The organism is Paenibacillus sp. NFR01 (assembly GCF_900111565.1).
Classification (GTDB): Bacteria; Bacillota; Bacilli; order Paenibacillales; family Paenibacillaceae; genus Paenibacillus_AQ.
Window position 1 is genome coordinate 1,381,910 of sequence record NZ_FOIK01000001.1, and the last position, 25,475, is coordinate 1,407,384.

Here is a 25,475-nt window from a genome sequence, read left to right on the forward strand (position 1 = left end):
GACAAAATGGCATTCCGGGCTTGACATAGATTGCCTTTACTCGCTCTCACATAAAAAAAATCTCCCTGCGCAAACTGAGCCTACAGTTTGAATAATGGAGAGTGTGATATGACGATTTATCGGCATACCCGAATCATTGCAGCCGCTTTGCTAGCCGCGTGTACCCTTTCCGCCTCCGCTTGCGGCAATTATTCCAAGGACAGCAAACCGAAGATCAACGCGATCATGCCGACCGGTACGGCGACCGGCAGCTATTATGAAAAATCATCGTTTACAGACAAAAACGGCCGCTACTGGATTCCGCTCAAACCGGCGGTGCAGTCGCTCGGGTACCGTATGAAAGACGACAGCGACAGCGGCGGATACGCCAAAATCGGTTATACGGACGTCATGTATATGCTGAAGCCTAGTTCGAATCAGGTTTTTTCGCTGGGGCAAAAGGTTACGCTCGTCGATCCGCCCAAAATCCACAACAAGCAAATTTATGTGACCCCGGCGGCGCTGTCCAAGCTGCTGCAGACGGAGGTCGGCTGGAATCCGGGGAGCGGTGAAATCAATATTGCGCCGCCCAAGGATCCGGTTCAGCCCCGTGCAGCAAACGGCATTAACGGACCGAATACGCTGCGTATTCAAAGCGCGTCGAACGTCGACGTCGATGCCCTGATCGATTACGCCAAAACCTTCCTCGGCACGCCTTACGATTTCGGGACCGGCCCGTATGAAGAAACGAAGAAGTTCGATTGCTCTTCCTTCACGCGCCATGTTTTTAAAAAGTTCGGCGTTAAACTGCCGCGGCTGGCCCGCGAGCAGGACGATGTCGGCACCCGAATTCAGCCCAACGAGCTGCAAAAGGGTGACCTGTTGTTCTTCACCGTTCCCGGACGCTTCGATAGCGATGCCGTTCCCGGCCATGTAGGCATCTATATCGGCGGAGGCAAAATGATCCACACCTGGGGGGATCCCGGCGTCCAGATCAGCGATATGGATTCCGGCTACTGGAGCACCGTCCTCTTGCATATGTCACGCGTGCTCTAAAAATTAGCCGCGCATACCAAAGTCCGCTCCGGAGACGGGGCGGACTTTTTGGGCAACGGCCTTTATTCAATCCCATGCCTTCCCTTTGCCGGAAAGGCGCATAACCAGTTTCACGGCCTCGACGATCAATACGATGCCGATAGCTGCCGCACAGACGATTCCCCATTGTGCCGGATTCAGGTGGGTAACGCCAAACCAGTCATTGAGGCCAGGAATCAGGATGACCAGCACAAGCAAAAGGGCCGAGATAACCCCTGCACCAAGCAGATAACGGTTGGTCGCCACCCCGATTTGCAGCAGCGATTTGCGGTTGGACCGGACGTTGAAAGCATGGGTGATCTGAAGCAACCCCAGAGTAGCGAAAGCCATTGTTACCGCTATGCCCTCGTTATAATGATGATGCGCCCAGCCGTAGACCAGTAAGGTTAAAGCCGCTTCCACGATTCCTTGATAGATAATGGCAGGCCCCAGCCCGCCGGCAAAAATACTGCTGCTCGCCTTGCGCGGCTTCTTCGACATCGCGTCGGTATCCGTCTTCTCCAGTCCCAGTGCCAGCGCCGGCAACGTATCGGTCACCAGATTGATCCAAAGGATGTGGATCGGCTCCAGAATTCGCCAGCCGATCAAGGTGGCGATGAACAACGTCAGCACCTCGCCAAGATTCGCTGACAGCAGAAACTGGATCGCTTTGCGGATATTGCTGTAGACCTTGCGCCCTTCCTCGACGGCGACGACGATCGTCGTAAAATTGTCGTCCGCCAGCACCATATCCGACACGCCTTTGGCCACGTCCGTGCCGGTAATGCCCATGCCGACGCCGATATCCGCCGCCTTCAGCGCCGGGGCATCGTTGACGCCGTCTCCGGTCATGGCGACGATTTTGCCTTGCTTTTTCCATGCCTTGACGATTCGCACCTTATGCTCCGGCGAGACGCGGGCGTACACAGAGAAGTCGGTGACCCGTCTGGCGAATTCTTCTTCGCCCATCCGGTCCAGCTCCCGGCCGGTCAGGACGCCCCGGTCATCGCGGAGGATGCCGAGCCGCCTGGCGATGGCTGCGGCGGTATCGCGATGATCGCCCGTGATCATAACCGGGCGGATGCCCGCACGGCGGCAGACCTCGACGGCATCGCGGACTTCTTCTCGGGGCGGGTCGATCATCCCGGCCAGCCCGATAAACACCAGCTCCGCTTCCGCCGATTCGCTCGTCAGCTGCCCCGGCTCCTGCGCCTCGTCCCGATAGGCGAAGGCGAGCACGCGCAGCGCTTCGCCCGCCAGCGCCTTGTTGCCTTCGGCAACCTGCTGCCGGTGCGATTCCTCCAGCGGTACGACCTCGCCGCCGGAGAGAATCCGCGTGCAGCGCTGGAGAAGCACGTCCGGCGCGCCCTTGGTAAACAGGCGGTAGCCGTCCTCTACCTTGTGGACCGTCGTCATCAGCTTCCGGTCCGAATCAAAAGGCAGCTCGCCGGTGCGCGGATAACGCCGCTCCAGCTCCCGCTTGTCGATGCCCACGCTCAGCGCGTAATCGACGAGCGCCGTTTCCGTCGGGTCGCCAAGAATCACTGCGCCGCTGCGGGCAGCCTTCGGCGGCTTCTTCTCCGCATCCGCCTGTGCTCCCCGTTTCCCGCCGGCCTCGTCGATGGAAGAATCGTTGCACAGCGCCATTGCCGACAGCAGCAGATTGCCGCCCGCCAGCTCCGCTACCCCGGACGCGGCGTCATCGGCTTTTCCATCGAGAAATAGCCGCTCCACGGTCATCCGGTTAAGCGTCAGTGTACCCGTTTTGTCCGAGCACACGATTTCCGTGCTGCCCAGCGTCTCGACGGCCGGCAGTTTGCGGATAATCGCCTTGCGGGCAGCCATCCGCTGGACACCCAGTGCCAGAATAATTGTTACGATGGCGGGCAACCCTTCCGGGATCGCCGCAACCGCCAGCGAAATCGAGGTCAGTACCATATCCAGCAGCCCGCGGCCTTCCAGCAGCCCAACCGCAAGAATAACCGCGCACACGCCCAGGATGATATAAGTGAAGTATTTTCCCAGCTCATCCAGCTTCCGCTGCAGCGGCGTGACGTCTTCGTCCTCTTCGGAGATATAACCGGCGATCCGCCCGACTTCGGTATCCATCCCGGTTGCTGTGACGACGCCTTCGCCGCGCCCGTAACTGACGTTGCTGCTCATATACGCCATATTGGTCCGGTCGCCGATGACGAGATCGGCCTCTTCCAGCACGCCGGCCTGCTTATCGGCCGGAACCGATTCGCCGGTCAACGCGGCTTCTTCGGTTTGCAGTGAAGCCGCGGACAGCAGCCGCACATCCGCCGGCACCATGTTCCCGGCTTCCAGCAGCACGATATCGCCGGGTACCAGCTCTTCGCTTTTCACCTGGGCGACCTGTCCATCGCGCCGCACCTTGGCCATCGGCGAGGACATGCCTTTCAGCGCCGCCAACGCCTGTTCCGCTTTGTTCTCCTGAATCACGCCAAGTACGGCGTTCAGAATGACAACGACCAGAATAATGACCGTATCGGTCCATTCGCCCAAAATTCCCGAAAGTACGGCCGCAGCGAGCAAAATAAAGATCATGACATTTTTAAATTGATCGAGCAGCTTCAGGAGTAGCGGTTTATTTTTCTTTTCCTGCAGCAGATTTTTGCCATGCTTGGCGAGTTTGGCGGAGACTTCTTCCCGGCTAAGACCTTCCTCCCTCGTTCCCAGCTGACGCAGCACCTCGTCCTTGGACATCGTATGAAACGGCATGGATGTTGTAACCGACCTTTTGGTTGTTTTCGAATTCAAACCGCCAGCCCCTTCCCGGATTCGGTTGTAGGATATCCCCTTGCATGCAGTTTTACCCAAAAACTGAGACTGATGATGCGCCTGCGCCATGTTCTCCGGTTTAGCGGTAGCTCCGGGCTCCGGAGAAGCTGCGCTCAAAGCCTTTAAACCGCGTGCCCTGATACGATAATTGTCCCTGGTCGCCTTCCACGATAAGGCCGAACGACTTGTCAGGAACCTTAAGCTCCAAGCGTTCGCCGTGATTCAACTCAAAGGTGACGTAATAATCGGTTCTGGCCCGCGAATTCATCGATCCTCCGTATACTTCCGCCCGCTTGGTCACTGCAACCGCGTTCACGGATACAGGAGGGCTGGCATTGTTCTTCATCCACGACAAGACCGCCCGGATCAGCGCATAAGCAAAGGTTCCGACAATAATCAAGAATACAAGAAGAATAAACCATGGGACCGTCTGAAAAAGATTTCCGAAGAAGCCGGGCGATCCGCTTCCGCTCCATTGATGCAAAATAATGCCCCCCCCCCCCCGTTTCAATGCGTAAATTACGTTCTACTACTGGAATACGCAGCCCAAGACCAGCCGTTCCGGTAAAATGCATGATTTTGTCAAAATTCCCACGGGCTCAAGCAGACAACAATTCCGGTAAACGGTGACCTTAGCCGTTCCCCGGCGCATAAAAAGCCCTTCACGTTTGGTTGGCTGACGCCATCTCCGTGAAGGGCTTTTTACCGTTCTTACCTGAACATGTTCCACAGCCGGATCAGATGGAACGTATTGTTCGGATCAATCTTCTGGGCGATCACAAATTTAACAATCTGCTCCTCCTGCACCGAAGACAGCTTCTCGTTCAATATCGCCGCAGCGTTCCTCACCAGCCTGCGGACAACGGCCGGATCCTGCAGCTCCGAACGCGTGACGCCGTTAATCAGACCCTTGATCCGTTCCTTGACCGCTGTATTCTTCATCTTTGCTTTGACCCGCTCCACGAACTGCGGGCTGATCCCGTATTGTTGATAACCCAAACTCCAGCACCTCCCCGGATATCCATCATCCAATGTATATGAGCCGGGAGGCCGGCATGTTCCGGTTAATCGATAATGTCGCCCTGGAATATTTGCTCACGCTGTAAAAAACCGCGCAGCGGCGCATATTCGGCCGATGTCCAGAACGCCGAGTCACGCAGCAGCTCAGCCGCATCATCCCGCGCCTGCTCCAGGACGGCGAAGTCGGCGGTCATGTCGGCCAGTCTGAATTCAGGTAGTCCGCTCTGCTTCGTGCCAAAAAAGTCGCCTGGTCCGCGCAGCTCCAGGTCGCGGCGCGACACCTCGAAGCCGTCGTCCGTTTCCGTCATCGCCGTCATCCGCTCCCTGCCGATCTCCGACTTTGGATCGGCAACCAGCACGCAGTAGGAGGCGTGGCTGCCCCGGCCCACCCGCCCGCGCAGCTGGTGCAGCTGGGACAGGCCGAACCGGTCAGCGTCCATAATGATCATCAGCGTGGCATTCGGGACATCGACGCCGACCTCGACGACGGTCGTCGAAATCAGAAGCTGCACGTCGTTCTGATAGAAGGCGCGCATCACGTCATCTTTTTCTCCCGGCGTCATCCTTCCGTGAAGCAGGCCAACCCGGTAATCGGGAAACGCCTGGGACATCTGTACATGCAGATCAATTGCGTTCTGCACGTCCAGCTTGTCCGATTCCTCGATCAGCGGACAGATGAGGTATGCCTGCCGGCCCTGGTCGATCTCCCGCCGGATCAGGTTCAGCACCCGGTCCATCGCGTTATGCTTCACCCAATAGGTAGTGATGGGCATTCGGCCTTTCGGGCGTTCGGACAACGTCGAAACATCCATGTCGCCGAACACGGTGATCGCCAGCGTCCGCGGGATCGGCGTCGCCGTCATCGTCAGCACGTCGGGATTGTATCCTTTGCGGCGCAGAACGCTCCGCTGGTTCACCCCGAAGCGGTGCTGCTCGTCGGTGACGACCAATCCCAGCGCTCGGAAGAACACGTCCTCTTGGATCAGCGCATGGGTGCCGACCACGATATCGAGCATGCCCATCTGCAGCGAAGCCAGCAGGTCTTTACGTTTGCGGCCGGTGATGCTGCCGGTCAGGAGACCGACCGTAATCCCGAACGGCTCGAACATCCGTGTCAACGAGCGCATATGCTGCTCGGCGAGAATTTCGGTCGGCACCATCAAGGCCCCCTGAAAGCCGGATTTTACGGTGGCGTAAAGCGCAATGGCAGCCAGTACCGTTTTCCCCGAACCCACATCGCCCTGAAGCAGCCGGTTCATATTCGCCGGCGAACGCATGTCATGCAGAATCTCCAGTTCCACATGCTTTTGCGCGTCCGTCAGCTCAAACGGCAGACTGCGCACGAACTGGCGCACGGTGGCATTATCCACAGTATGGACGACGCCATCCTGCCGGCTCTGGGTCAATACTCTGAAGGCTTGTACCTTGAGCTGAAAAAGAAACAGTTCTTCGTAGACCATCCGCCGCCGGCCCTGCTGCCCTTCGCGCGTGTCCTCCGGCTGATGGATGGTTGCAATCGCCCGTTTGCGGGACATAAAGTCGTATTTGCGTATAATGGCTTGCGGCAAAATTTCCGGAATCAGCTCGCCGTACTGCTGCAATCCTTGGAGAATCGTTTTACGCAGCCAGCCTTGCGTGATTTTGCCTCCGACCGAATAGACCGGCTGCAGCGTGCCCGTCTTGCCGCCGCCGCGATCGGGGAACTCGTAATCCGATACCGTAATGCTGCTGCGCTTCTGGTCCCATTTGCCGGTAATGACGATCTCGCGGCCCGCGGCCAGCTGCTCCCGGACATAATGCTGGTTAAACCAGGTGGCGGTAAACATCCACGGTTCGGCCAGCAGCTTGCAGCTGACGCGCGATTTGCCGCCGAAACGCTGGAGCACCGGAATGCCCATGACTTTGGCGACGACGGTAACCTTATCCCCATGTTTGGCTTCGCTCAGCGAGCGGGGACGGAAATCCTCGTAACGGAACGGATAATATTCCAGCAAATCCTTAACGGTAAAAACGCCAAAGGCGTGAAGCTCGCTTTGCTTTTGCGCGCTCACGCCAGTGATTTGTTTCACTTCGATTTGATCCAGTGATGGCAACTTCCTCATCCCCTACTTACGCGGGCCAGATGAATACGGCTAAAGTACCGTTGCCGACATGACTGCCGACGACAGGGCCAATGTTCGTCAGCACCTGCTCTTCCAGGGTGAAGTGTTCGGAGAGTTCCTTCAGGAATTCCTCCCCGGAAGCCGGCTCCGCCGTATGACCCACGGCCACGTTGATTTTAGTTACGCCCGGCAGATCGGTTTTGAACAGCTCGATCATGCGGGCTACCGCTTTTTTGCGGCCTCTCACTTTCTCTACGGCATAAATGATGCCATCCGCGTCGATCGACAGAATCGGCTTGATATTCAACAGCGTCCCGAGAAACGCGGATGCTTTGCCGATTCGGCCGCCCTTTTGCAAATATTCCAAGGTATCCACGAGGAAATACAGCTTGCGCGATTGCCGTAACTCTTCCGCCAGGCGAAGGATTTCTTCCGGTCCTTTGCCTTCATTGGCCCAGCGGGCGGCTTGAACCACCATAAAACCAAAGCCGTAGGATGCGGAAAGCGAGTCCACCACCGTGATGTTGGCCCCTTCTTCCTCCAGCATATCCTTGGCCATGACCGCCGCCTGATACGTGCCGCTTAGGCCGGAGGAGATGTGGAAAGACAAAACCGGACTGCCTGGATAACGCCGCATGATATCGCGGTAGACCTCCATATACGCAAGCGGCGACGGCTGCGACGTGGTCGGCAGCTGCTGCGCGCGCGGGAGGCGGTCATAGAACTGCTCCGGCGTCATTTCCACTCCATCCAGAAACGTTTCCTCGCCAAACATTAATTTAAGCGGAATGATTTCAATGTGATTGCTTTCGGCCAAAGCCGGCGGGATGTCCGAGGTGCTGTCCGCAACGATAATGGTGCGATTCATAAGCTTCCTCCCCTAATTCATGCGATTGTCTATGGTTCAACGGAGAACAGGTAATAGTACAGCGGTTGGCCGCCTTCATGAACTTCGACTTCCGCTTCCGGATAGTTCTGCTCCAGCCAGTCGCCGAGCGAATCGGTTACGTTCGTGTCGGTATCCGCGCCGGTCAATACGGTTACGATCTCGTCGCCGTTCTCCAGCATGTTGGAGAGCAGCGCCTTGCTCGCGTCAAGCAGGTCGTCAGCGGCAGCAACAATCTTCGAATTGGAAATGCCGATGTATTGGCCGGATTTGATTTCCAGCTCTTCGATGACGGTGTCCCGTACCGCATTCGTAATCTGCCCGGATTTCACATGCGAAATCGCCTCCAGCATGTTGCTGGTATTGACGTTTTCGGTTTCGTCTTCCTGGAACGCGAACGCCGCGGCGATGCCCTGCGGAATGCTCTTGCTTGGAATAACGGTAATTTCGCGTTCGCCTTCAAGCAGCTCTTTCGCCTGCTGGGCGGCCAGCACGATATTGGAGTTATTCGGCAGAATATACACATGTTTGGCCGAAATCGAAGAAATCGCGTTAACGAAATCTTCGGTGCTAGGGTTCATGGTTTGTCCGCCCGCCAGGACGGCGTCGACCCCAAGGCTTTTGAAAATATCCGAAATTCCGTCACCGGAAGATACCGCAATAAAGCCGTAAGGCGCCAGATCGTCGGCCGGAGGCTCAGCCGGTGCCGCAGCACTGCCCGTTTCCGCCGGAATCTCGGCAAACACTTCAGGCATAGCAGCGATGTCCATACCGGTTGTCAGCAGCTCCCGGTGCTGTTCGCGCATGTTCAAAATATGAATCTGCGTAATCTCCCCATACAGCAGCGCGAGATTCAGCACCTCGCCCGGCGTCTTGGAGTGAACATGCACTTTGATCGTCTCGTCGTCGGAAATGACGATAATCGAATCGCCATTGACTGACAACGCTTTCCGAAATGCTTCCTCGTCAAAATCCGCTTTCACGTTCTCTCCAAGCTTGCGGTTAATGAAGAATTCCATGTCGTACAGAAACTCAATGTCTTCGGTATGCAGCTGAGATTGAGCGGAAGACTGTACGGAAGCCGAAACGCTCTCCGGTTTGAATGCAGGCGCAGCCGCTGGAGTCTTCGTCAGTACAGGCGCCGCAGACGTTGCTTGTCCGGTCGTAAAATTCGCTGCTCCGCCGGTCAAATACTGATGAAAACCTTCATAGATGTATACCAGACCCTGACCGCCGGAATCGACGACGCCAACCTGCTTCAGCACGGGCAGCAGCTCAGGCGTATTCGCCAGCGCTTCCTTGGCTTTAGCCAGCACTTCGGTCATCAGCTCCGTCACGTCGGAGGTGCGGCGCGCAAAATAAACAGCTTGTCTGGCCGCTTCCTTGGCGACGGTCAGAATCGTACCTTCCACCGGCTTCACAACCGCCTTGTAGGCTGTATCGACACCGGTTTGCAGGGCAGCCGCAAACTGCTGGGCATTTAATTCTTCATATTGGGAGGCGTAGCGGCCAAAGCCTCTGAACAGCTGCGACAAAATAACGCCGGAGTTGCCCCGCGCGCCCATCAAAAGTCCTTTTGAAAGCACGCCGGCACATTGTCCGACCGATTGGGTGTTGTTTTTTTTCAGTTCATTGGCGCCGGCGGTCATCGTCAAGTTCATATTGGTTCCCGTGTCCCCGTCCGGGACCGGAAAAACATTCAGTGAATTGACGTGTTCTGCATTTTGCTGCAGCTTCTCCGCACCGGCGAGTACCATTGCGGTAAAATCTGTTCCGTTGATAGAACGCTTACTCAATGAGGATTCCCCTTCCTAACTTCATGCCTAATCAATGCTATGATTAACTGGACATAATGCACTAATTTATATTGTACTATAAGAGTCTAAAGAAATAAATGTTTTTGAATTGGTTGACGAAGCAAAAATTGCTGTGATATTATATTTAAGTATTGTTTTATGCAGGTGTAAGTAACAAGGAGGTGTAATTGATGTCCCGCAAATGTGTTGTTACAGGAAAGAAACCGAGCAGCGGCAACCATGTGTCCCACGCCAACAACCGCAATCGTCGCTCTTGGGGAGTTAACGTTCAGAAGGTTCGCATTCTCGTGAACGGTAAACCTAAGCGTGTATACGTGAGCACCCGCGCGCTGAAGTCCGGCAAGGTTGAACGCGTATAATTTTGGAATCCCGGGATTCCATAAAATTTCGATATGAAGCAAAAAGCACCCTTTACATATGTAAGGTGCTTTTTTTCATTTCCTTTTCTTTTGCCGGTCCTCAGCTTTTTTGAAACGTGTTTAAAATCGCTTTGACGAATCCTCCCAAAAACTTCGGAAGCTTAAACGTATAAAATTTCATCCTTTACCCTCCCATCAATGAATGCCGTACGGTAGGAGATTCCCGGCCTAATGTAGCTTATTCGAACTGCAGACCTCCCTTAGGGAACAAAAAAAGGCTACATGAGATTTCTGCTCATGTAACCATATTTATGCACTGCAGGCTTGACCTATACCTTTAAGGAAAAGCCCAAAATGATTAACGGGTCGCCGACAACGCGGCTTCACGGATCGCCGAGATCGCCGCTTTGCGGTCGCTGGCGCCAAATACGGCGTTCCCGGCGACAAGCACATCCGCCCCCGCCTTGGCCACCAGCGGCGCCGTCTCGCGGGCGATACCGCCGTCCACTTCGATGCGCAGCTTGACATGTCCGGCTTCGTTCGCCCATTCGCGGATCTGGCGGATTTTACGCAGCGTCGAAGGAATAAAAGCTTGTCCGCCGAACCCCGGATTTACCGTCATCACCAGCACAAGATCGACATCCTCCAGCACTTCGCGGATCGCCGATGCTGGCGTTCCCGGATTGATGGCGACCCCGGCCAGCAGGCCGAGCTCCTTGATCTGATGGACCGTGCGGTGCAAGTGCACGCAGGCTTCGGCATGAACCGTAATGACGGCTGCGCCGGCAGCCGCGAAATCGGGGATATAACGTTCCGGCGCTTCAATCATCAGGTGAACATCCAGCGGCAACGCCGTATGCTGATGCACCGCCTTGACAATCGGCGGCCCCAGCGTAATATTCGGGACGAAATGCCCGTCCATCACGTCGACATGAATCCAGTCCGCTCCACCCGCCTCGGCTTGCTGAACTTCTGCGCCAAGAGCGGCGAAATCGGCAGACAATATGGAAGGAGCAATCGTTATCATGGCTTAGTACCTCCGCTTTTTCTCTTTCATTTCGGTGTAGAACTGCTTGTAATGCTCGTACCGGCTTTCGGCAATCTCGCCGGCTTCCTTCGCCTCAATGACCTTGCAGCCCGGCTCATGCAGATGGCTGCAGCCGCGAAATTTGCATTCCTCAGCATAGGCTGAGAATTCGCGGAAGCATACCGACAATTCCTCTACGCCTAGCTCCAGGAAATCCAGTTGGCTGAAGCCCGGCGTATCGGCGACAAAACCGCCGCCGCCGATATCCAGCAGCTCGACATGCCGGGTCGTATGGCGGCCGCGGCCCAGCCGCAGGCTGATCTCCCCGGTCTCCAGTTCAAGGCCGGGGATCAGCCGGTTAAGCAGCGTGGACTTGCCAACGCCGGACTGGCCGGAGAAGACGCTGATCGAACCGGCGAGCCGTTTGTGAAGCTCGTCGCTGCCCGAGCCGGTCAGCGAACTGGTGACCATCACCTCGTAGCCGATCTGCTCGTACAGCGATTTTACCTGTTCCACAGTCCGCCCTTCATCCTCTTCCAGATCCTGCTTGGTGAGCACGATCAAGGTGTCCAAGCCGGAATGCTCGATATGCACGAGAAATTTGTCAAGCAGGCTCAGGTTCATGTCAGGCTCGCGGACGGAAAACAGCAGCACCGCGAGTTTGACGTTCGCCACCGGAGGACGGATCAGCTCCGACTCGCGAGGCAGAATTTCGTCAACGGTTCCCTCGTTGTTTTCGGTCAGGGAGTACATGATCCGGTCGCCCACGAGCGGGGTATGGCCCTTCTTCTTGAGAATTCCCCGCCCGCGGCATTGCACCGCCTCTTCATTGACGGCGATTTCGCCATTCTCCCTCACCGGCTTGACATAATAATATCCGCTTAACGCCTTGATAATGATTCCTTCAGGCATACACCGTGATCCACCCTCCCGTAATTGGTTCCTCCAGGCAAAAGATCGTACACTTAGTTTCCTTTGCCTTTTTTCGCGTGATCATCTTTCTTGCCATTTCCGTTATTCTTAATGATAAATCCCGTCTGGTCTGTACCCGAATTCCCTCCATTGCCGGCATCAGCCGGCGTAACCTCCGGGTTGTCCGTAGCCGGCGGCTCGGTCGGTTCCACGGATGGCACCGGCGTCTCGGTGACCGGGGGCTCGGGCTGAGGAACGGTACCGTTCTTCGCATCGGCATAGAAGATCTGGTACGTCTCCAGATAATTACCGTCCTGGTACACCGAAACGACACCATCCTTGTTCGGCGCCAGCACAAGGTTCACGGAGAGCTGCTGCTCTTTCGCAATCGTCCGCGTCCCCCACTCCTGATTGGCTCCGTCATTGCGGGCATCGGAATATACGATGCGGATTTTGCTCTTTTCCCCGGCTTTGGTTGGCGCTACCGGAACGTTAAAGGTATATTCCAGCGCTTCCGGCGGGTATCCTGTGCTGAGGGTAATCGTAATTTTTTCGCCCGGTGCGACAAGATCGTCTTTTTCATAAGGCCATTGCTTCGTAACCTTGCCCTTGTCGACAGAGAAACTGGATTCTTCCTTAACGGCATCTAAAACAAGACCGTTCGTTTCAAGAATCTGTTTGGCTTCATCCTGCGATTTGCCGAGCAGATCCGGCATCTTGATGCTCTCTTTGCCTTTGCTGACGATCACTTTGATGGTGGCCGTTTCCGGATCGAACTCGCTGTTTGCCGCAGGCTCCGTCGTAATGACTTGGCCTTCCGGGAAGTCCTCGCTGTTGCGGCTGTCCTGGGTAATCCGCTCCTGCGCCACGCCCATCGCCATCAATTCCTTGACGGCATCGTCAAACGATTTGGTGGACAGATCCGGCATCGTAGACGTCGTCTTGGCGGTGCTGACCGTAAGTGCGACATGCGTGCCTTCCTTAACGATCGAATCGGGCTTTTTATTCTGCTCCCAAACTACATTTTCCGCAAAATTCGGATTGTATTCCTGAGTGACCGGATCTTCGACGATCAGGCCGACATCGGAAAGCGCCTTGGTTGCATCCTCTAACGTCATATTCACCACGTTCGGCACCGTAACGTCCTTAACGTCGAATTTGGCTTTGACGTACATCACCACGCCGGTCATGGCCAACAGCAATAGCAGAGTCAAGCCAATCAGCAGCGTCGGACGCACCCATTTGCGCTTGTTGTTCTCCGGCGGCGTTCCTTCTTCCCTGCGGCGCATCCGCTCTTCTCCCCCTGAACCCCGGCTGCCGAGCCCGTTCTGAATCGGCTTAATCGCCGGAATGACGCGCGTTTTCGCTTCATCGTCATCGTCGTTAAACTTAGCCTTGGCTTCGCTCCGCCGTTCCGGCAGCAGGCAGGTCTCCAGATCCTGGAGCATTTCCTTGGCAGACTGGTAACGTTCTTCCGGATTTTTGCGCATGGAACGAAGGATTACGTTCTCTACGCTCTGCGGAATCAGCGGATTCAGCTTGCGCGGCTCTTCAAACTCCTCCTGAAGATGCTTCAGCGCGACGCTGATTGGGCTTTCTCCCAAAAACGGCAGTACGCCGGTCAACATCTGGTACAGCACGATCCCCAGCGAATAGAGGTCCGACTTCTCCCCTGTCGTTACCCCTTTGGCATGTTCCGGCGAAAAATAGTGCACCGAACCGACTACCGAGCCCGTCTGGGTTATTGTCGTGGACGTAACCGCCCGGGCGATTCCGAAATCCGTTACTTTCACCCGGCCGTTGCGGCCGATCAAAATGTTATGCGGTTTGATATCGCGGTGGATGATTTGATTCTGATGCGCATGCTCCAGCGCGTCGCAGATCTGCGACGCGATCCGGACCGCCTCGTCCACCTGCAGCGGGGCGCGCTCCTTGATGATTTCGTTCAGGTTTTTGCCCTCGACATATTCCATAACGATATAATGAATATCTTCTTCTTGCCCGACGTCGTAGATGCTGACTACGTTCGGATGGGACAACGAAGCGGCGGATTGCGCTTCCCGTCTGAATCTGCGAATAAATTCTTCATCATGTACGAATTGATTGCGAAGCACTTTTATGGCGACGTTCCGGTTCAGCAAAATATCATGGGCCCGGTATACGAGCGCCATGCCGCCTCCTCCGATCCGTTCGATGACTTGGTAGCGGCCGCCCAGTTCGTGACCGATCATCTATTCCACTCCTTTGTTTCGGGCACAGCGGCCTCTCCTTGATGTTCTAGCAGAGCGACGCTGATGTTATCGCCGCCACCGGCAAGTAAAGCCAGTTGAAGTAAACGGTCCGCTCGTTCCTCTAAGGGAATTTCATGGATGCCCGCCACCTTGCCCAGATGCTCAAGGCTGACAAAATTACTGAGCCCATCACTGCACAGCAGCAGCTGTTCTCCGGTGGCGATCCGGACGGCCATCATATCTGCCGTCACTTCGGCATCGGTGCCGACCGCACGGGTCAGCACATTGCGCCGGGGATGATTGTCCAACTCCTCCACGCTGAGCTGGCCGTTTTTGAACAGTTCATTGACCAGCGTATGATCTTCGGTTAATTGCGTTGCCACCCCGTCCTTTACCAGGTAAGCTCTGCTGTCCCCGACGTGGCCGATAAAACCGGCATCATCCCGGAGCAGCACCGCCACGACGGTTGTGCCCATATTGTAGAATTTTTCGTCGCGTGAAGCTTCGCTGTACACCGTCCGGTTGGCTTCCGCTATCGCATCCGCAAGCGCCCGTTCAAGCTCCTCCCCGGGAAGCTCGTACGGCAAGCCGTCCAGAGACTTACGGATGCTCTCCAAGGCAAGACGGCTGGCGGTATCCCCGGCCAAATGTCCGCCCATCCCGTCGGCGATAATGCCGAGGGTATAACCGTGGCGCGTGGCGCCGATCCAGACCGAATCCTCATTGACCGTGCGCACACGGCCAACGTCGCTGGCATGAACTGTTCTGATCAAATATCCTCACCCCAACTTCATATGTTTGGCGCGCAGCTGTCCGCATGCGGCCGCAATATCATGGCCCTGCTCACGGCGAATGGTCACGTTGATGCCCTGATCGGCCAGAATACGTTGAAATTCAAAAATATCTTTGCGGGAAGTCCGAACATATTTGCGTTCAGGCACGTGATTGACAGGGATGAGGTTGACGTGGCACAGCATCGTCTTGAGTACGTCCGCCAGTTCTTTCGCATGCTCGGGCTGATCATTGACGCCGCCGATCAGCGCATATTCGAACGAAATGCGGCGACCCGTCTTAGCCTGGTAATAACGCAGCGACTCGATGACATCGGCAAACGGATACCGGCGGTTGACCGGCATCAGCTTGGAACGCAAGGTATCGTTCGGCGCATGGATGGAGATCGCCAGGTTAATCTGCGTGTCTTCATCGGCAAATTTATAAATGCTCGGCACAATGCCGCTGGTCGATACGGTGATGTGGCGCTGCCCGATGTTCAGGCCTTTCTCGTGAATCATGAGGCGCAGAAACTTCATCGTGGCATCGTAGTTCTCGAACGGTTCGCCGGTTCCCATAATGACGATGCTGCTGACCCGTTCGCCGCGTTCGTCGAGGATCTGCTGGGAGCGGACTACCTGGGCAACGATTTCGCCCGCCGTCAAATCGCGTTTGAGCCCGCCCAGCGTCGATGCGCAGAATGTGCAGCCGATCCGGCAGCCGACTTGCGTCGTGACGCATACGCTGTTGCCGTAGTTGTGTTTCATGATGACCGTCTCGATCGCATGGTCGTCGTGCAGGCCAAACAGGAACTTAACGGTGCCGTCTTTGGATTCCAGCTTCGTAATTTCCTTCAAGGCGTCAATGCGGAATTGCTCCTCCAGTTTGGCGCGCAGCGCTTTGGAGAGGTTGCTCATGGACTCAAAATCATTGACGCGCTTAACGTACAGCCAGTCGAAAATCTGTCCGCCGCGGAATGCGGGTTCCCCGTTGTCTTTGGCCCACTGCTGCAACTCTTCCAGATTGTAATCATATATTAAAGGTTTCATTGGTTTTAGCACCTGTTCTTTCTTTAGGATATGCGTATTATTTCTCATTCTTCCTATTTTAACACAAAATTCAGAGGCGGTAAAAGAAACACCCGCCGGGCGTCGGCCCCGCGGGCGGGATTGCTGCAACGGGCTGGGGGCCCGAGCTTCCTTGAATAGATTAAGAGAGTCGCTGAATCCGGGCGATGAAAAAGCCGTCGCTGCCAAAATGCTGCGGCAGAATCTGCAGGCCGCCGGCATCCAGCGCCGGCGGCGAGAGGCGTTCCCGCAGCGCTTCCGGAAGTTCCGCTGCGGCAAAACCGCTGTTGTTGCGGAGAAACTCCGCGACAACGGCGCCATTCTCGGCCTGCTCCGTCGTGCAGGTGCTGTACACCAGCACCCCGCCGGGCTTCAGCAGGCCGGACACGGATTGCAGCAGCTCCAGCTGCAATCCGGCAATGGCGGAAACGTCCTCCGGCTGTTTCCGCCACTTCAAATCGGGCTTGCGGCGGATGACGCCAAGCCCGGAGCACGGCGCGTCGAGCAGGATGCGGTCGAACGAGCCCGGCGCGAAACGCCGCGCCAGTTCGAGCGCATCGCCCGTGCCGGCCTCGACGCAGTCCAAGCCGAGCCGCTGCGCCTGCTCGGCGATCAGCTTCGCTTTATGCTCATGCAGATCATTCGCATAGATCCTGCCTTCGTCTTTCATCAGCTCGGCCATATGGGCGGTTTTGCCGCCCGGCGCCGCGCAGCAGTCCAGCACGGACATGCCCGGCTCCGGCGCGACCGCTTCAGCGACGAGCATCGAGCTTTCGTCCTGCACGGAGAGATAACCGTCTTCGTACCAAGAGGTCAAAGCAAGATTACCGCCGCCCTTGACGACGATGCCGTAAGGGCTGACCGGCGACGGCGTCGCGTCCAGCCCCTGAGCAAGCATCTGTTCCAGCAGCTTGTCCCGGCTGATCATCGTTGTGTTCACCCGTACGCTGGCTGCAGGCGGCTCATTGTTTGCGGCGCACATCGCTTCCGCTGCGTCGATGCCGTATTCGGCCGCCCACGCTTTAACCATCCACAGCGGATGCGAATGGCGGATGGAGATTTCTTCTTCGCGGCTCAGCCCAGCTTTGAAGCGGGGAAGTTCCCCGGCGCGCAGCACGCTGCGGAGCACGCCGTTGACCATGCCGGATATGCCTTGATGGCCGCGCCGTTTGGCGATGTTAACCGCTTCGTTCACTGCGGCATGCGACGGAACGCGGTCCAGGTACAGGATCTGGTACAGGCTGAGGCGCAGCAAGCTGCGCACCCATGGCTCCAGCTTCGCCAGCCCTTTGCTGACAAAATCGCCCAGCACGTAATCCAGCGTCAGCATCCGCGAAATGCTTCCGTACACCAGCTCGGTCGCGAGTCCCGCGTCCTCCCGGCTGAGCTGCGCCTTCTGCAGCGTGCTGTTCAGCAGCAAATTGCTGTACGCGCCCTGGTTCTCGACGCGCACCAGCACATCCAGCGCCGCCTCGCGGGCGGTATTCGGCGCCGCCTTGCCCTTGCCTGCGGCGCTCAACCGAGCACCGTCCCGGGCTTCATCGCCGCGCCGCGGCTGAAGTCACCGGCGCTCATCGCTTTTTTGCCTGCAGGCTGCACCTCGGTCAGAAGCAGCGTACCGTCGCCGGTTTTCACCTCGATGCCTTGCGCGCTGACCGCCAGAACCGTACCCGGCGCGGCTTCACCGCCGTTATCGCTTTCCGGCTTCACGGCGGCCCATGCCTTGAATGTCTCGCCGTTCCAGAGCGTAAACGCGCCGGAGAACGGCACAAGGCCGCGGATGCGGTTGTAAATATTCCGCGAGCTGTCGTTCCAGTCTATGCGTTCGTCTTCGCGGTTCAGGTTCGGCGCGTAGGTCGCTTGTGCATCGTCTTGCGGCACCGCTTCTACCCGGCCGGCGGCCAGCCGCGGCATTTCCTGCCGCAGCAGCTCACAGCCGGCCACGCTTAGCTTGGCAAACAGCGTACCCGATGTATCTTCGTCTTCAATCGGAACTTCTACCCGGGAGATCATGTCGCCGGTGTCCAAGCCTTCCGCCATATACATCAGCGTTACGCCGGTTACGGATTCTCCGTTGATAATGCAGCGCTGAATCGGAGCCCCGCCGCGGTATTTCGGCAAAAGCGAGCCGTGCACGTTAACGCAGCCGTGCGCCGGCAGATCCAGTACCGCTTTCGGCAGGATTTGCCCGTAAGCCGCCGTCACGATCAAATCCGGCGCATACGCCGCCAGCTCGGCGACCGCCTCCGGACGGCGCAGCCGCTCCGGCTGCAGCACCGGCAGGCCAAGCTCGAGCGCGGCCTGTTTCACCGGCGTCGGAACGTGCGTTTTTTTCCGGCCCTGCGGCCGGTCCGGCTGGGTGAGAACAGCTACGACATCGTAGCCCTCCGCTACCAGCATTTTCAGGGAAGGCACGGCAAATTCAGGCGTACCCATAAATACGATCTTCATGCCATCACTCCCCGGCTTCGCCGTGGTCGACGTTCATGTCGTAGACCTTCTCGGCAATATCGGTAAAGAGCACTCCGTTGAGATGATCGATCTCGTGCTGGAATGCGCGGGCCAGCAAGCCGCTGCCCGTAATGGTGATTTCATTGCCGTCGCGGTCCAGTCCGCGCACGGTTACGGTTTCCGCACGGCGCACATCGCCGTTCAGACCCGGAATGCTGAGGCAGCCTTCCGGTCCGAATTGTTCACCTTCGCTGCTGACGATTTCGGGGTTCATCATCTTGATCAGGCCATGCTCCTCGTCGGCGTGAATGACGATCAGCCGTTTCAAAATGCCTACCTGCGGCGCAGCAAGGCCGACGCCTTCCGCGTCGTACATCGTATCGGCCATATCGTCCAGCAGCTTCTGGACGTTTGGCGTTATTTTGGTCACCGGTTTGGCCGTCTTGTGCAACACCTCATCCGGTTCTTTGACGATCAGTCTGATTGCCATTTGTGGACACCATCCTTTGGGGTACTGGGAAAAGGGTAGCCGCGGTTTCGTTCGGGCGTTGGACTTTCGGGTAGCCGTTGTAAATGATGAATTGCCATTAAATGTTGCGATCAGTCGGCGCTGCGAGAATGTTTGGACTTCCGGTCGCTGTTGTCTCCAGATTTCCTGATTGAACCCGCTAATCGCGGTTGAAATCCGGAGACAGCCTATGCTTCCGATGCGAGCTTTCCGTTGGAAAGCTTTCAGGCGAACGCTCTTTCTCCTCCGTTCCAAACTTCCCCTCCGCTTCTCTTCGCCTTCCATCTACTAGAAATTCATCAAAGACAACAACTTCCAGGCAGCTCCAATGTTTCCTTCCCGCCGCCCCTACTCTTTTCCCTGATTTATATAGTAATGATCATAGCTGCTTGTTACAGCAGCTATTCCAAATATCCATTTATAATCGCTGCCAACAGCAGCTATTCCAAATATCCAACTAACTCTTTCATCCGCATCCGACAGCAGTTACATCAGCATCTGCGGATCAACGTCAATGCTGATCTGCAGGCTGGCATCGCGGGCGGAATCTTCCAGCTCCTCGGCGACCTTTTTGGCCAGACCAACGGCGTCGATGCTTCCGCGCCACTTGATGATGCACTGGAAGCGGTAGCGTCCTTTAAGCCGGGGCAACGGCGAGGCGACCGGACCGAGCAGGTCGAGCGCATCTTCCGTCAGCTTATCGAGGCTGGCAAACCAGCGCAGCTGCCTTGCTTTTCCCTGAATTTCAAGCGCGTAGTTCTCCGCCAGCTTGATCAGCGCCGGTAGCTGTTCATGCGACAGTGTGACCAGGATCAGGCGGCAGTAAGGCGGATAATGCAGCGCCTTGCGATGTTTCAGTTCTTCCCTGAGAAAAGATTTATAATCATGCCCTGCGGCGTGCACGATGGAATAATGCTCCGGCGTATATGACTGGATCACCACTTCGCCCGGAAGCTGGTGACGGCCTGCCCGTCCGGCCACCTGCGTGAGCAGCTGGAACGTCTTCTCCCCGGCGCGGAAATCGGGCAGATTGAGCGCCGAATCCGCCGTTATGACGCCGACCAGCGTGACGTCGGGAAAATCTAGCCCTTTGGCGACCATTTGCGTGCCGAGCAGCACATCCGCTTTTTTATCGCGGAACTGGGTCAGCAGCTTCTCATGCGAGCCTTTTTCGGTCGTCGTGTCCACATCCATACGGATGACCCGGATGCCCGGAAACAGCTTGCCGAGCTCTTCTTCTACCCGCTGCGTGCCGGTCCCGAAGAAACGGATATGCTCGCTGCCGCATTCCGGACAGACCTGCGGCGATGCTTCGGCATGGCCGCAGTAATGGCAGCGGAGGTTATCGCTTCGGCTATGGTAAGTGAGCGAGATGTCGCATTCCGGACAGGTGGCGACATACCCGCAGCTGCGGCACATGACGAATGTCGAGAAGCCGCGCCGGTTCAGCAGCAGCACGGTCTGCTCGCCGCGCTCAAGCCTTGTTTCCAGCCCGGCATGCAGGCTGCGGCTGAACATGGACCGGTTGCCCGCTTTCAGCTCGTCGCGCATGTCGACGACTTCGACCTTCGGCAGCGCGTTGCCGAGCGCGCGGCTCGGCATTTCAAGCAGCACCGGCGAGAAATCGTCGTCGCTCTGCGATTTGGACGCATAGTAACTCTCCAGCGACGGAGTGGCGGAGCCGAGAATGACCGCGGCATCCCCCTGCTTAGCCCGGTGTACGGCGACGTCGCGGGCGTGGTATTTCGGATTTTCCTCTTGCTTATAGGAGGATTCATGTTCTTCGTCGACGATAATCAGCCCTAGGTTGACGAACGGGGCGAAGATGGCTGAGCGGGCGCCGACCGCGACATTGGCTTTGCCTTCGCGGATTTTTCGCCACTCGTCATAACGCTCCCCCGCCGACAGCCGGCTATGCATGACCGCTACCTCGCTGCCGAAGCGGCCTTTAAACCGCTCCACCATCTGCGGAGTAAGCGCAATCTCGGGCACGAGGACAACAGCCTGCCGTCCCAAATCGAGGCAGCGCTGGATCGTCTGCAAATAAATCTCCGTCTTGCCGCTCCCCGTTACGCCATGAAGCAGGAATACCTCATGCTGCTGACGATCCACGGTGTGGGCGATCCGCCGGTAGACGGCATCCTGCTCGGGCGTCAGCGGAAGCGGCGCGCTCGGCTTGAAGTTCCGTCCCCGGTACGGGTCGCGGAACACCTCGACTTCGCTGAGCTCCACCAACCCTTTATCTTCGAGCGCTTTAACCGTACCCGCCGTCACCTGCAGCGTAGCAAGCACATCCTTGAGCGGCAGCGGTAGCAGGGCTTCCATGTCGATCAGGAATGACAACACTTCCTTTTGTCGTGCCGAACGGGCGTTAAACTGGCTGAGCGCAACGCGCGCAGCTTCCGGCGTAACGGCCAGCTCGACCGCCTTCAGCTTTTTTTTGCCCAGCTTATCCTTAATCATCTGGCTTTCGGTCAACACGCCGCGCCGCAGCATGAACTTCACCGTCTCCGCCGCGCCGGGAAAGGTCTTGGTCAGCTGTTTCATGCTGACCTCGCCCGCCTGGCGGACGAAATCGGCGATCCGCTGTTCCTCCGGATCGGCTTCCGCAAACAGCGGAAACAACAAATCGCCGCCGTCCGGAGTGTCCTCGCCTTCTCCCAAAGAGATCAAGCGCTCGGCCTTGCCCTTGAGCGCCGTCGGAAGCATCGCCTGCAAGGCGGAGATCTTCCGGCAGGCGTATCGCTGGCTCATCCAGTCGGCCAGCTCAATCAGCTCCGGAGACAGCGGCGGAAGCAGATCAAGCACCTCCTGCACCGGTTTCAAGCTTGCAGAAGAACCGGTATCGCCGGATTCCAGCGAAATCACGAACCCCTGAACCGTCCGGTGGCCAAACGGAACGGCCACGCGGCTGCCCACCTCAATCCACAGCTTCAGCGCTGCGGGGATCAAATAATCGAACGGCCGGTCGGTGCTGCGCACGGGAACATCGACGATGACCTTGGCGATATCCATTATTGCAAAACTCCGTTCAGGCGCCCGGCAGCCACGGCCAGCACCTTACGGGCCACTTCGTCTTTCGACGCCAGCGGCAGATCAAATACGAGCCCTTCGACATCATATACGGAGACGATATTCGTATCCGTGCCGAAGCCCGCTCCCGCCAGCGTTACGTCGTTGGCGACGATGAGATCGAGGTTTTTGCGAACCAGCTTGTCCCGTGCATAGCCTTCGGTATTCCCCGTCTCCGCGGCAAAGCCGATGACGAATTGCTTTGTTTTCGCTTTGCCGAGCGTCTCCAGAATGTCGGTCGTTTTCACCAGCTCAAGCACCATATTGTCGACCGACTTTTTGATTTTGGCTTCCGCCGCCTGTTTCGGACGATAATCCGCCACGGCAGCCGCCTGTACCAGCACATCGGCGCTGCCGAACCGGCCGGCGACGGCCTCGTACATTTGCTGCGCCGACTCGACGCGAACCACTTCGATATCCGCGTCCTGTGGCGGAGCAATATCGGTACGGGCCGCAATCAGGGTTACATCGGCGCCCATGGCCCGCGCCGCGCGGGCCAGCGCAAAGCCCATTTTGCCCGAAGAATCGTTGGAAATATATCGTACCGGATCGATGCGCTCTACCGTGCCTCCGGCGGTTACCAGCACTTTTTTACCGGCAAGCAGAAGCGATTCCGGGGCGGCTTGGCCCGCGAAATACGCTTCGACGACCGAAACGATCGTATCCGGCTCTTCGAGCCGGCCTTTGCCGACATAACCGCAGGCCAGCAAGCCGTCGCCCGGCTCGATAAACTGCACGCCCCGGTCGTATAGCGTGTTCATATTGGAGACAACCGCGGGATGGCGGTACATATGCACATTCATCGCAGGAGCCACCATGACCGGCGCCGTCGTGGCGAGCAGCGTCGTGGACAGCATGTCGTCGGCGATGCCGTGCGCCATTTTGGCAATCATGTTGGCAGTAGCCGGCGCGACCAGCACCAGGTCTGCAGAGCCGGCGAGGTCGATATGGGAAATGGAAGCGGGATCGCGTTCCTGGAACGTATCGCTGTACACTCTCTGCTTGGATAAAGACTGGAAGGTCAGCTCGGTGATGAACTGCTTGGCCGACTCCGTCATAATGACATGGACGACCGCCCCTTTTTGCGTCAGCCTGCTGGTCAAGTACGCGGCTTTGTATGCGGCGATGCCGCCCGTAACGCCAAGAATAATCGTTTTGCCCTGAAGGTGATTCACGGTGATTCCCCCCTTTTCCTTGCTAAGAACATCTTATCTCGCAAACATGCGGATGTAACCAAAAAAATAACAACCTCCCGGTTGTCAGCAACAGCCCGCCCGGGCTATATGAATCTATGAAATCATCCGCGGCTTCCGGATACGGGAAAACAGCGCTTCGCCGTCTTCCCGGCCGGCTTCCGGGTCGTTTAAAGCTATTCTTCGCCGCGTGTGACGACGATGCGATCCTCGTAGATCTCTTCGAGTGCCACGCCGACCTGCTTATGCGATCTTGGCGCTTTGACATCGGTCTTTCCGCCTTCGCGGAGCAGTCTGGCCCGGCGGGCCGCTGCGACAACAAGGGAATACTTGCTGTCGACTTTGTTCATCATTTCATCAATCGACGGATATAACACGTACGACACCTCTTCACAGTTTACTTATCTAACTTTACAATGTTCGGCGATAATTATGCTTTCTATTCGCTTGCAAGCAAGGTCGATCTCATCGTTAACCACCGCGTAATCATAATGGCGGATCAGGCTGATCTCATCCTCAGCCACAGACATCCGGTGGCTGATGACATCGGGATGCTCCGTGCCGCGTCCGACGATGCGGTCCTTCAGCTCATCCATGGACGGCGGCAGCAGGAATACGAAAATCCCTTCCGGGAACTTCTCCTTCACCTTAAGCGCGCCCTGCACTTCGATCTCCAGAATAATGTCTTTGCCTTCCGCAAGCGTCTTATCGACGAAATCGCGCGGCGTCCCGTAATAATTGCCTACATATTCAGCATATTCCAGCAGTTGATCGGCTTCAATCATCTCTGCAAACTGCTCTCTGCTTTTGAAAAAATAGTTGACGCCGTCCGCTTCGCCTTCCCGCGGCGAACGGGTCGTCGCCGACACCGAATAGACCAGCTGCGGAATACGCGGGCGAAGCGCGGAACATACCGTACCTTTGCCGACGCCGGAAGGGCCGGATAATACTATCAGCAATCCTTTTGACATAGCACACTCCATTTGTTGTTATTCATCGTTATCGTCATCTTTGCTCGAGAGGCGGTGGGCCACCGTTTCCGGCTGGACCGCGGACAAGATGACATGGTCGCTGTCCGTAATGATGACGGCGCGCGTCCGGCGGCCGTAGGTGGCGTCGATCAGCATATGCCGGTCTCTTGCTTCCTGAATGATGCGTTTGATCGGCGCCGATTCCGGACTGACAATGGAAATAATGCGGTTGGCCGATACGATATTTCCAAAGCCGATGTTGATTAATTTAATGGCCATGTTCCGGTTGTTCCCCCCATAGGTACACTTTGTTTGCTTCAAATTGTTATTCCAAATTCGCCGCTTGCTCCCTGATCTTTTCCAGCTCCGCCTTGATCTCCAGCGTCAGATTGACCAGGGTCAGATGACTGCATTTCATCCCGATGGTGTTGGTCTCCCGGTTCATCTCCTGAACGAGGAAATCCAGCTTGCGTCCTGCCGGCTCCCGGCCTTGAAGCAGCGCTCTGCACTGGCCAAAATGGCTTTGCAGCCGGGTCAGCTCTTCATCGATGTTGCAGCGGTCGGCAAAAATAGCAATTTCCATACCAAATTTATGCTCGTCGAAAGGGAATGTCCCGTCGCTCAAGCCGCTAAGCCGCTGGCGCAGCTTCTCGCGGTATTCCAGCACAGCCTCCGGAGCCAGCTTGACCATGCCCCGGTGCAGCTCCTGCAGACGATCGATCCGCCGCAGCATATCCGCGGCCAGATACTGTCCTTCGCGCGCCCTCATCTCAAGGAGAGAGGCCAAGCTTTCTTCCAGGCCTTGCTCCAGCATGTCGGAGAACTCGTCCGGAGTAGCGGCAGACAAGCCGTCGGCAGCCTCTTCTTTAAGCTCCATCACACCGGGAAGGCTCAGCAGCTCCGGCAAAGACAGCTCGCCGGAAATTCCGAACTCGCTTCGCAGCGCCTCGGCCGCTTCCAGATAGGAACGCACCGCCGAGCGGTTCAGCGCAGTGGCTGCGGCCTCTTCGGCGATTTCCCGATTGATGATGACATCTACCCGTCCCCGTTTGACACGCTGCTGAACCTTGCGGCGCAGCATATCCTCGTAAACCGTCCAACCCCGGGGCATCCGCAGCACAACTTCGCAGTAACGGTTGTTCACCGATTTGACTTCGAATGTAATCTTGTAACCGCCGAATTGCAGGGATGATTGACCGTATCCGGTCATACTAAATGACAACGGAATCACAT

General features: G+C 56.9%; 23 protein-coding genes. 2 read left to right on the forward strand and 21 right to left on the reverse strand.

Translation table 11 applies throughout. From position 1 onward, the window contains the following. Positions 1-108 precede the first annotated feature (108 nt). Complete coding sequence (locus BMW84_RS06300; RefSeq protein ID WP_091065655.1) at positions 109-1,035, forward strand: C40 family peptidase; 927 nt, start codon at positions 109-111, stop codon at positions 1,033-1,035. Positions 1,036-1,101: 66 nt separating this feature from the next. On the opposite strand, the gene BMW84_RS06305 is transcribed toward BMW84_RS06300, so the two are convergent. The 6 genes from BMW84_RS06305 to BMW84_RS06330 all read right to left on the reverse strand — a co-directional run bounded on the left by BMW84_RS06305 (position 1,102) and on the right by BMW84_RS06330 (position 9,659). After that, positions 1,102-3,834 carry a calcium-translocating P-type ATPase, SERCA-type gene (locus tag BMW84_RS06305; RefSeq protein WP_368086708.1) on the reverse strand — a complete coding sequence of 911 codons (2,733 nt, stop codon included), beginning with the start codon at positions 3,832-3,834 and terminating at the stop codon, positions 1,102-1,104. 100 nt (positions 3,835-3,934) lie between these two features. Beyond that, the gene (locus tag BMW84_RS06310; protein WP_091065658.1) at positions 3,935-4,339 is read right to left on the reverse strand and encodes a DUF2500 domain-containing protein; all 405 of its coding nucleotides are present in this window, start codon (positions 4,337-4,339) and stop codon (positions 3,935-3,937) included. Positions 4,340-4,566: 227 nt separating this feature from the next. Continuing rightward, the gene (locus BMW84_RS06315; protein ID WP_091065659.1) at positions 4,567-4,854 is read right to left on the reverse strand and encodes a stage VI sporulation protein F; all 288 of its coding nucleotides are present in this window, start codon (positions 4,852-4,854) and stop codon (positions 4,567-4,569) included. A 65-nt stretch (positions 4,855-4,919) separates the two neighbouring features. Continuing rightward, on the reverse strand, positions 4,920-6,968 hold the full coding sequence (gene recG, locus BMW84_RS06320; protein ID WP_175498694.1) for an ATP-dependent DNA helicase RecG: 2,049 nt from the start codon (positions 6,966-6,968) through the stop codon (positions 4,920-4,922). A 16-nt stretch (positions 6,969-6,984) separates the two neighbouring features. Beyond that, positions 6,985-7,845 carry a DegV family protein gene (locus tag BMW84_RS06325; protein WP_091065664.1) on the reverse strand — a complete coding sequence of 287 codons (861 nt, stop codon included), beginning with the start codon at positions 7,843-7,845 and terminating at the stop codon, positions 6,985-6,987. Between the two features lie 29 nt (positions 7,846-7,874). Next, entirely contained in the window at positions 7,875-9,659 is a 1,785-nt protein-coding gene (locus BMW84_RS06330; RefSeq protein ID WP_091065666.1) for a DAK2 domain-containing protein, read from the reverse strand. A gap of 191 nt (positions 9,660-9,850) precedes the next feature. Here BMW84_RS06330 and rpmB point away from each other — a divergent pair, with 191 nt between their 5' ends. Continuing rightward, positions 9,851-10,039 (forward strand): 50S ribosomal protein L28, encoded by a 189-nt coding sequence (gene rpmB / locus BMW84_RS06335; RefSeq protein WP_091065669.1) that lies wholly within the window; start codon positions 9,851-9,853, stop codon positions 10,037-10,039. Positions 10,040-10,139: 100 nt separating this feature from the next. Here the strand turns inward: rpmB and spoVM are convergent, their stop codons facing one another. The 15 genes from spoVM to BMW84_RS06410 form a co-directional block, all read right to left on the reverse strand. Continuing rightward, positions 10,140-10,220 carry a stage V sporulation protein SpoVM gene (gene spoVM / locus BMW84_RS06340; protein ID WP_006675261.1) on the reverse strand — a complete coding sequence of 27 codons (81 nt, stop codon included), beginning with the start codon at positions 10,218-10,220 and terminating at the stop codon, positions 10,140-10,142. A gap of 177 nt (positions 10,221-10,397) precedes the next feature. Next, positions 10,398-11,066, reverse strand: a complete 669-nt coding sequence (gene rpe, locus BMW84_RS06345; RefSeq protein ID WP_091065670.1) for a ribulose-phosphate 3-epimerase — start codon at positions 11,064-11,066, stop codon at positions 10,398-10,400. 3 nt (positions 11,067-11,069) lie between these two features. After that, positions 11,070-11,978: a ribosome small subunit-dependent GTPase A gene (gene rsgA, locus BMW84_RS06350; protein WP_091065673.1), complete on the reverse strand. Its 909-nt coding sequence runs from the start codon at positions 11,976-11,978 to the stop codon at positions 11,070-11,072. Positions 11,979-12,031: 53 nt separating this feature from the next. Continuing rightward, the gene (pknB, locus tag BMW84_RS06355; protein ID WP_091065675.1) at positions 12,032-14,209 is read right to left on the reverse strand and encodes a Stk1 family PASTA domain-containing Ser/Thr kinase; all 2,178 of its coding nucleotides are present in this window, start codon (positions 14,207-14,209) and stop codon (positions 12,032-12,034) included. After that, a complete protein-coding gene (locus tag BMW84_RS06360) occupies positions 14,206-14,982 on the reverse strand; it encodes a Stp1/IreP family PP2C-type Ser/Thr phosphatase (RefSeq protein WP_091065678.1) in 777 nt (258 codons plus the stop codon). The genes pknB and BMW84_RS06360 overlap by 4 nt, the downstream gene beginning before the upstream one ends. Positions 14,983-14,988: 6 nt before the next feature. Further along, entirely contained in the window at positions 14,989-16,029 is a 1,041-nt protein-coding gene (gene rlmN / locus BMW84_RS06365) for a dual-specificity RNA methyltransferase RlmN (protein WP_217646118.1), read from the reverse strand. A gap of 160 nt (positions 16,030-16,189) precedes the next feature. Further along, positions 16,190-17,566, reverse strand: a complete 1,377-nt coding sequence (gene rsmB / locus BMW84_RS06370; protein WP_091065682.1) for a 16S rRNA (cytosine(967)-C(5))-methyltransferase RsmB — start codon at positions 17,564-17,566, stop codon at positions 16,190-16,192. Beyond that, positions 17,563-18,498 (reverse strand): methionyl-tRNA formyltransferase, encoded by a 936-nt coding sequence (gene fmt / locus BMW84_RS06375; RefSeq protein ID WP_091065685.1) that lies wholly within the window; start codon positions 18,496-18,498, stop codon positions 17,563-17,565. Before fmt ends, rsmB begins: the two co-directional genes overlap by 4 nt. Positions 18,499-18,502: 4 nt before the next feature. Then, positions 18,503-18,988 carry a peptide deformylase gene (def, locus tag BMW84_RS06380; protein WP_091065687.1) on the reverse strand — a complete coding sequence of 162 codons (486 nt, stop codon included), beginning with the start codon at positions 18,986-18,988 and terminating at the stop codon, positions 18,503-18,505. 504 nt (positions 18,989-19,492) lie between these two features. After that, positions 19,493-22,021 carry a primosomal protein N' gene (priA, locus tag BMW84_RS06385; protein WP_091065690.1) on the reverse strand — a complete coding sequence of 843 codons (2,529 nt, stop codon included), beginning with the start codon at positions 22,019-22,021 and terminating at the stop codon, positions 19,493-19,495. Beyond that, entirely contained in the window at positions 22,021-23,253 is a 1,233-nt protein-coding gene (gene coaBC, locus BMW84_RS06390; protein WP_091065692.1) for a bifunctional phosphopantothenoylcysteine decarboxylase/phosphopantothenate--cysteine ligase CoaBC, read from the reverse strand. The genes priA and coaBC overlap by 1 nt, the downstream gene beginning before the upstream one ends. A 194-nt stretch (positions 23,254-23,447) precedes the next feature. Continuing rightward, entirely contained in the window at positions 23,448-23,648 is a 201-nt protein-coding gene (gene rpoZ, locus BMW84_RS06395; RefSeq protein ID WP_091065694.1) for a DNA-directed RNA polymerase subunit omega, read from the reverse strand. Between the two features lie 24 nt (positions 23,649-23,672). Beyond that, positions 23,673-24,242 (reverse strand): guanylate kinase, encoded by a 570-nt coding sequence (gene gmk, locus BMW84_RS06400; protein WP_091065699.1) that lies wholly within the window; start codon positions 24,240-24,242, stop codon positions 23,673-23,675. An 18-nt stretch (positions 24,243-24,260) separates the two neighbouring features. Next, complete coding sequence (remA, locus tag BMW84_RS06405; RefSeq protein WP_006209218.1) at positions 24,261-24,521, reverse strand: extracellular matrix/biofilm regulator RemA; 261 nt, start codon at positions 24,519-24,521, stop codon at positions 24,261-24,263. A 46-nt stretch (positions 24,522-24,567) separates the two neighbouring features. Then, a complete protein-coding gene (locus tag BMW84_RS06410) occupies positions 24,568-25,464 on the reverse strand; it encodes a YicC/YloC family endoribonuclease (RefSeq protein ID WP_091065701.1) in 897 nt (298 codons plus the stop codon). Positions 25,465-25,475: the final 11 nt, after the last annotated feature.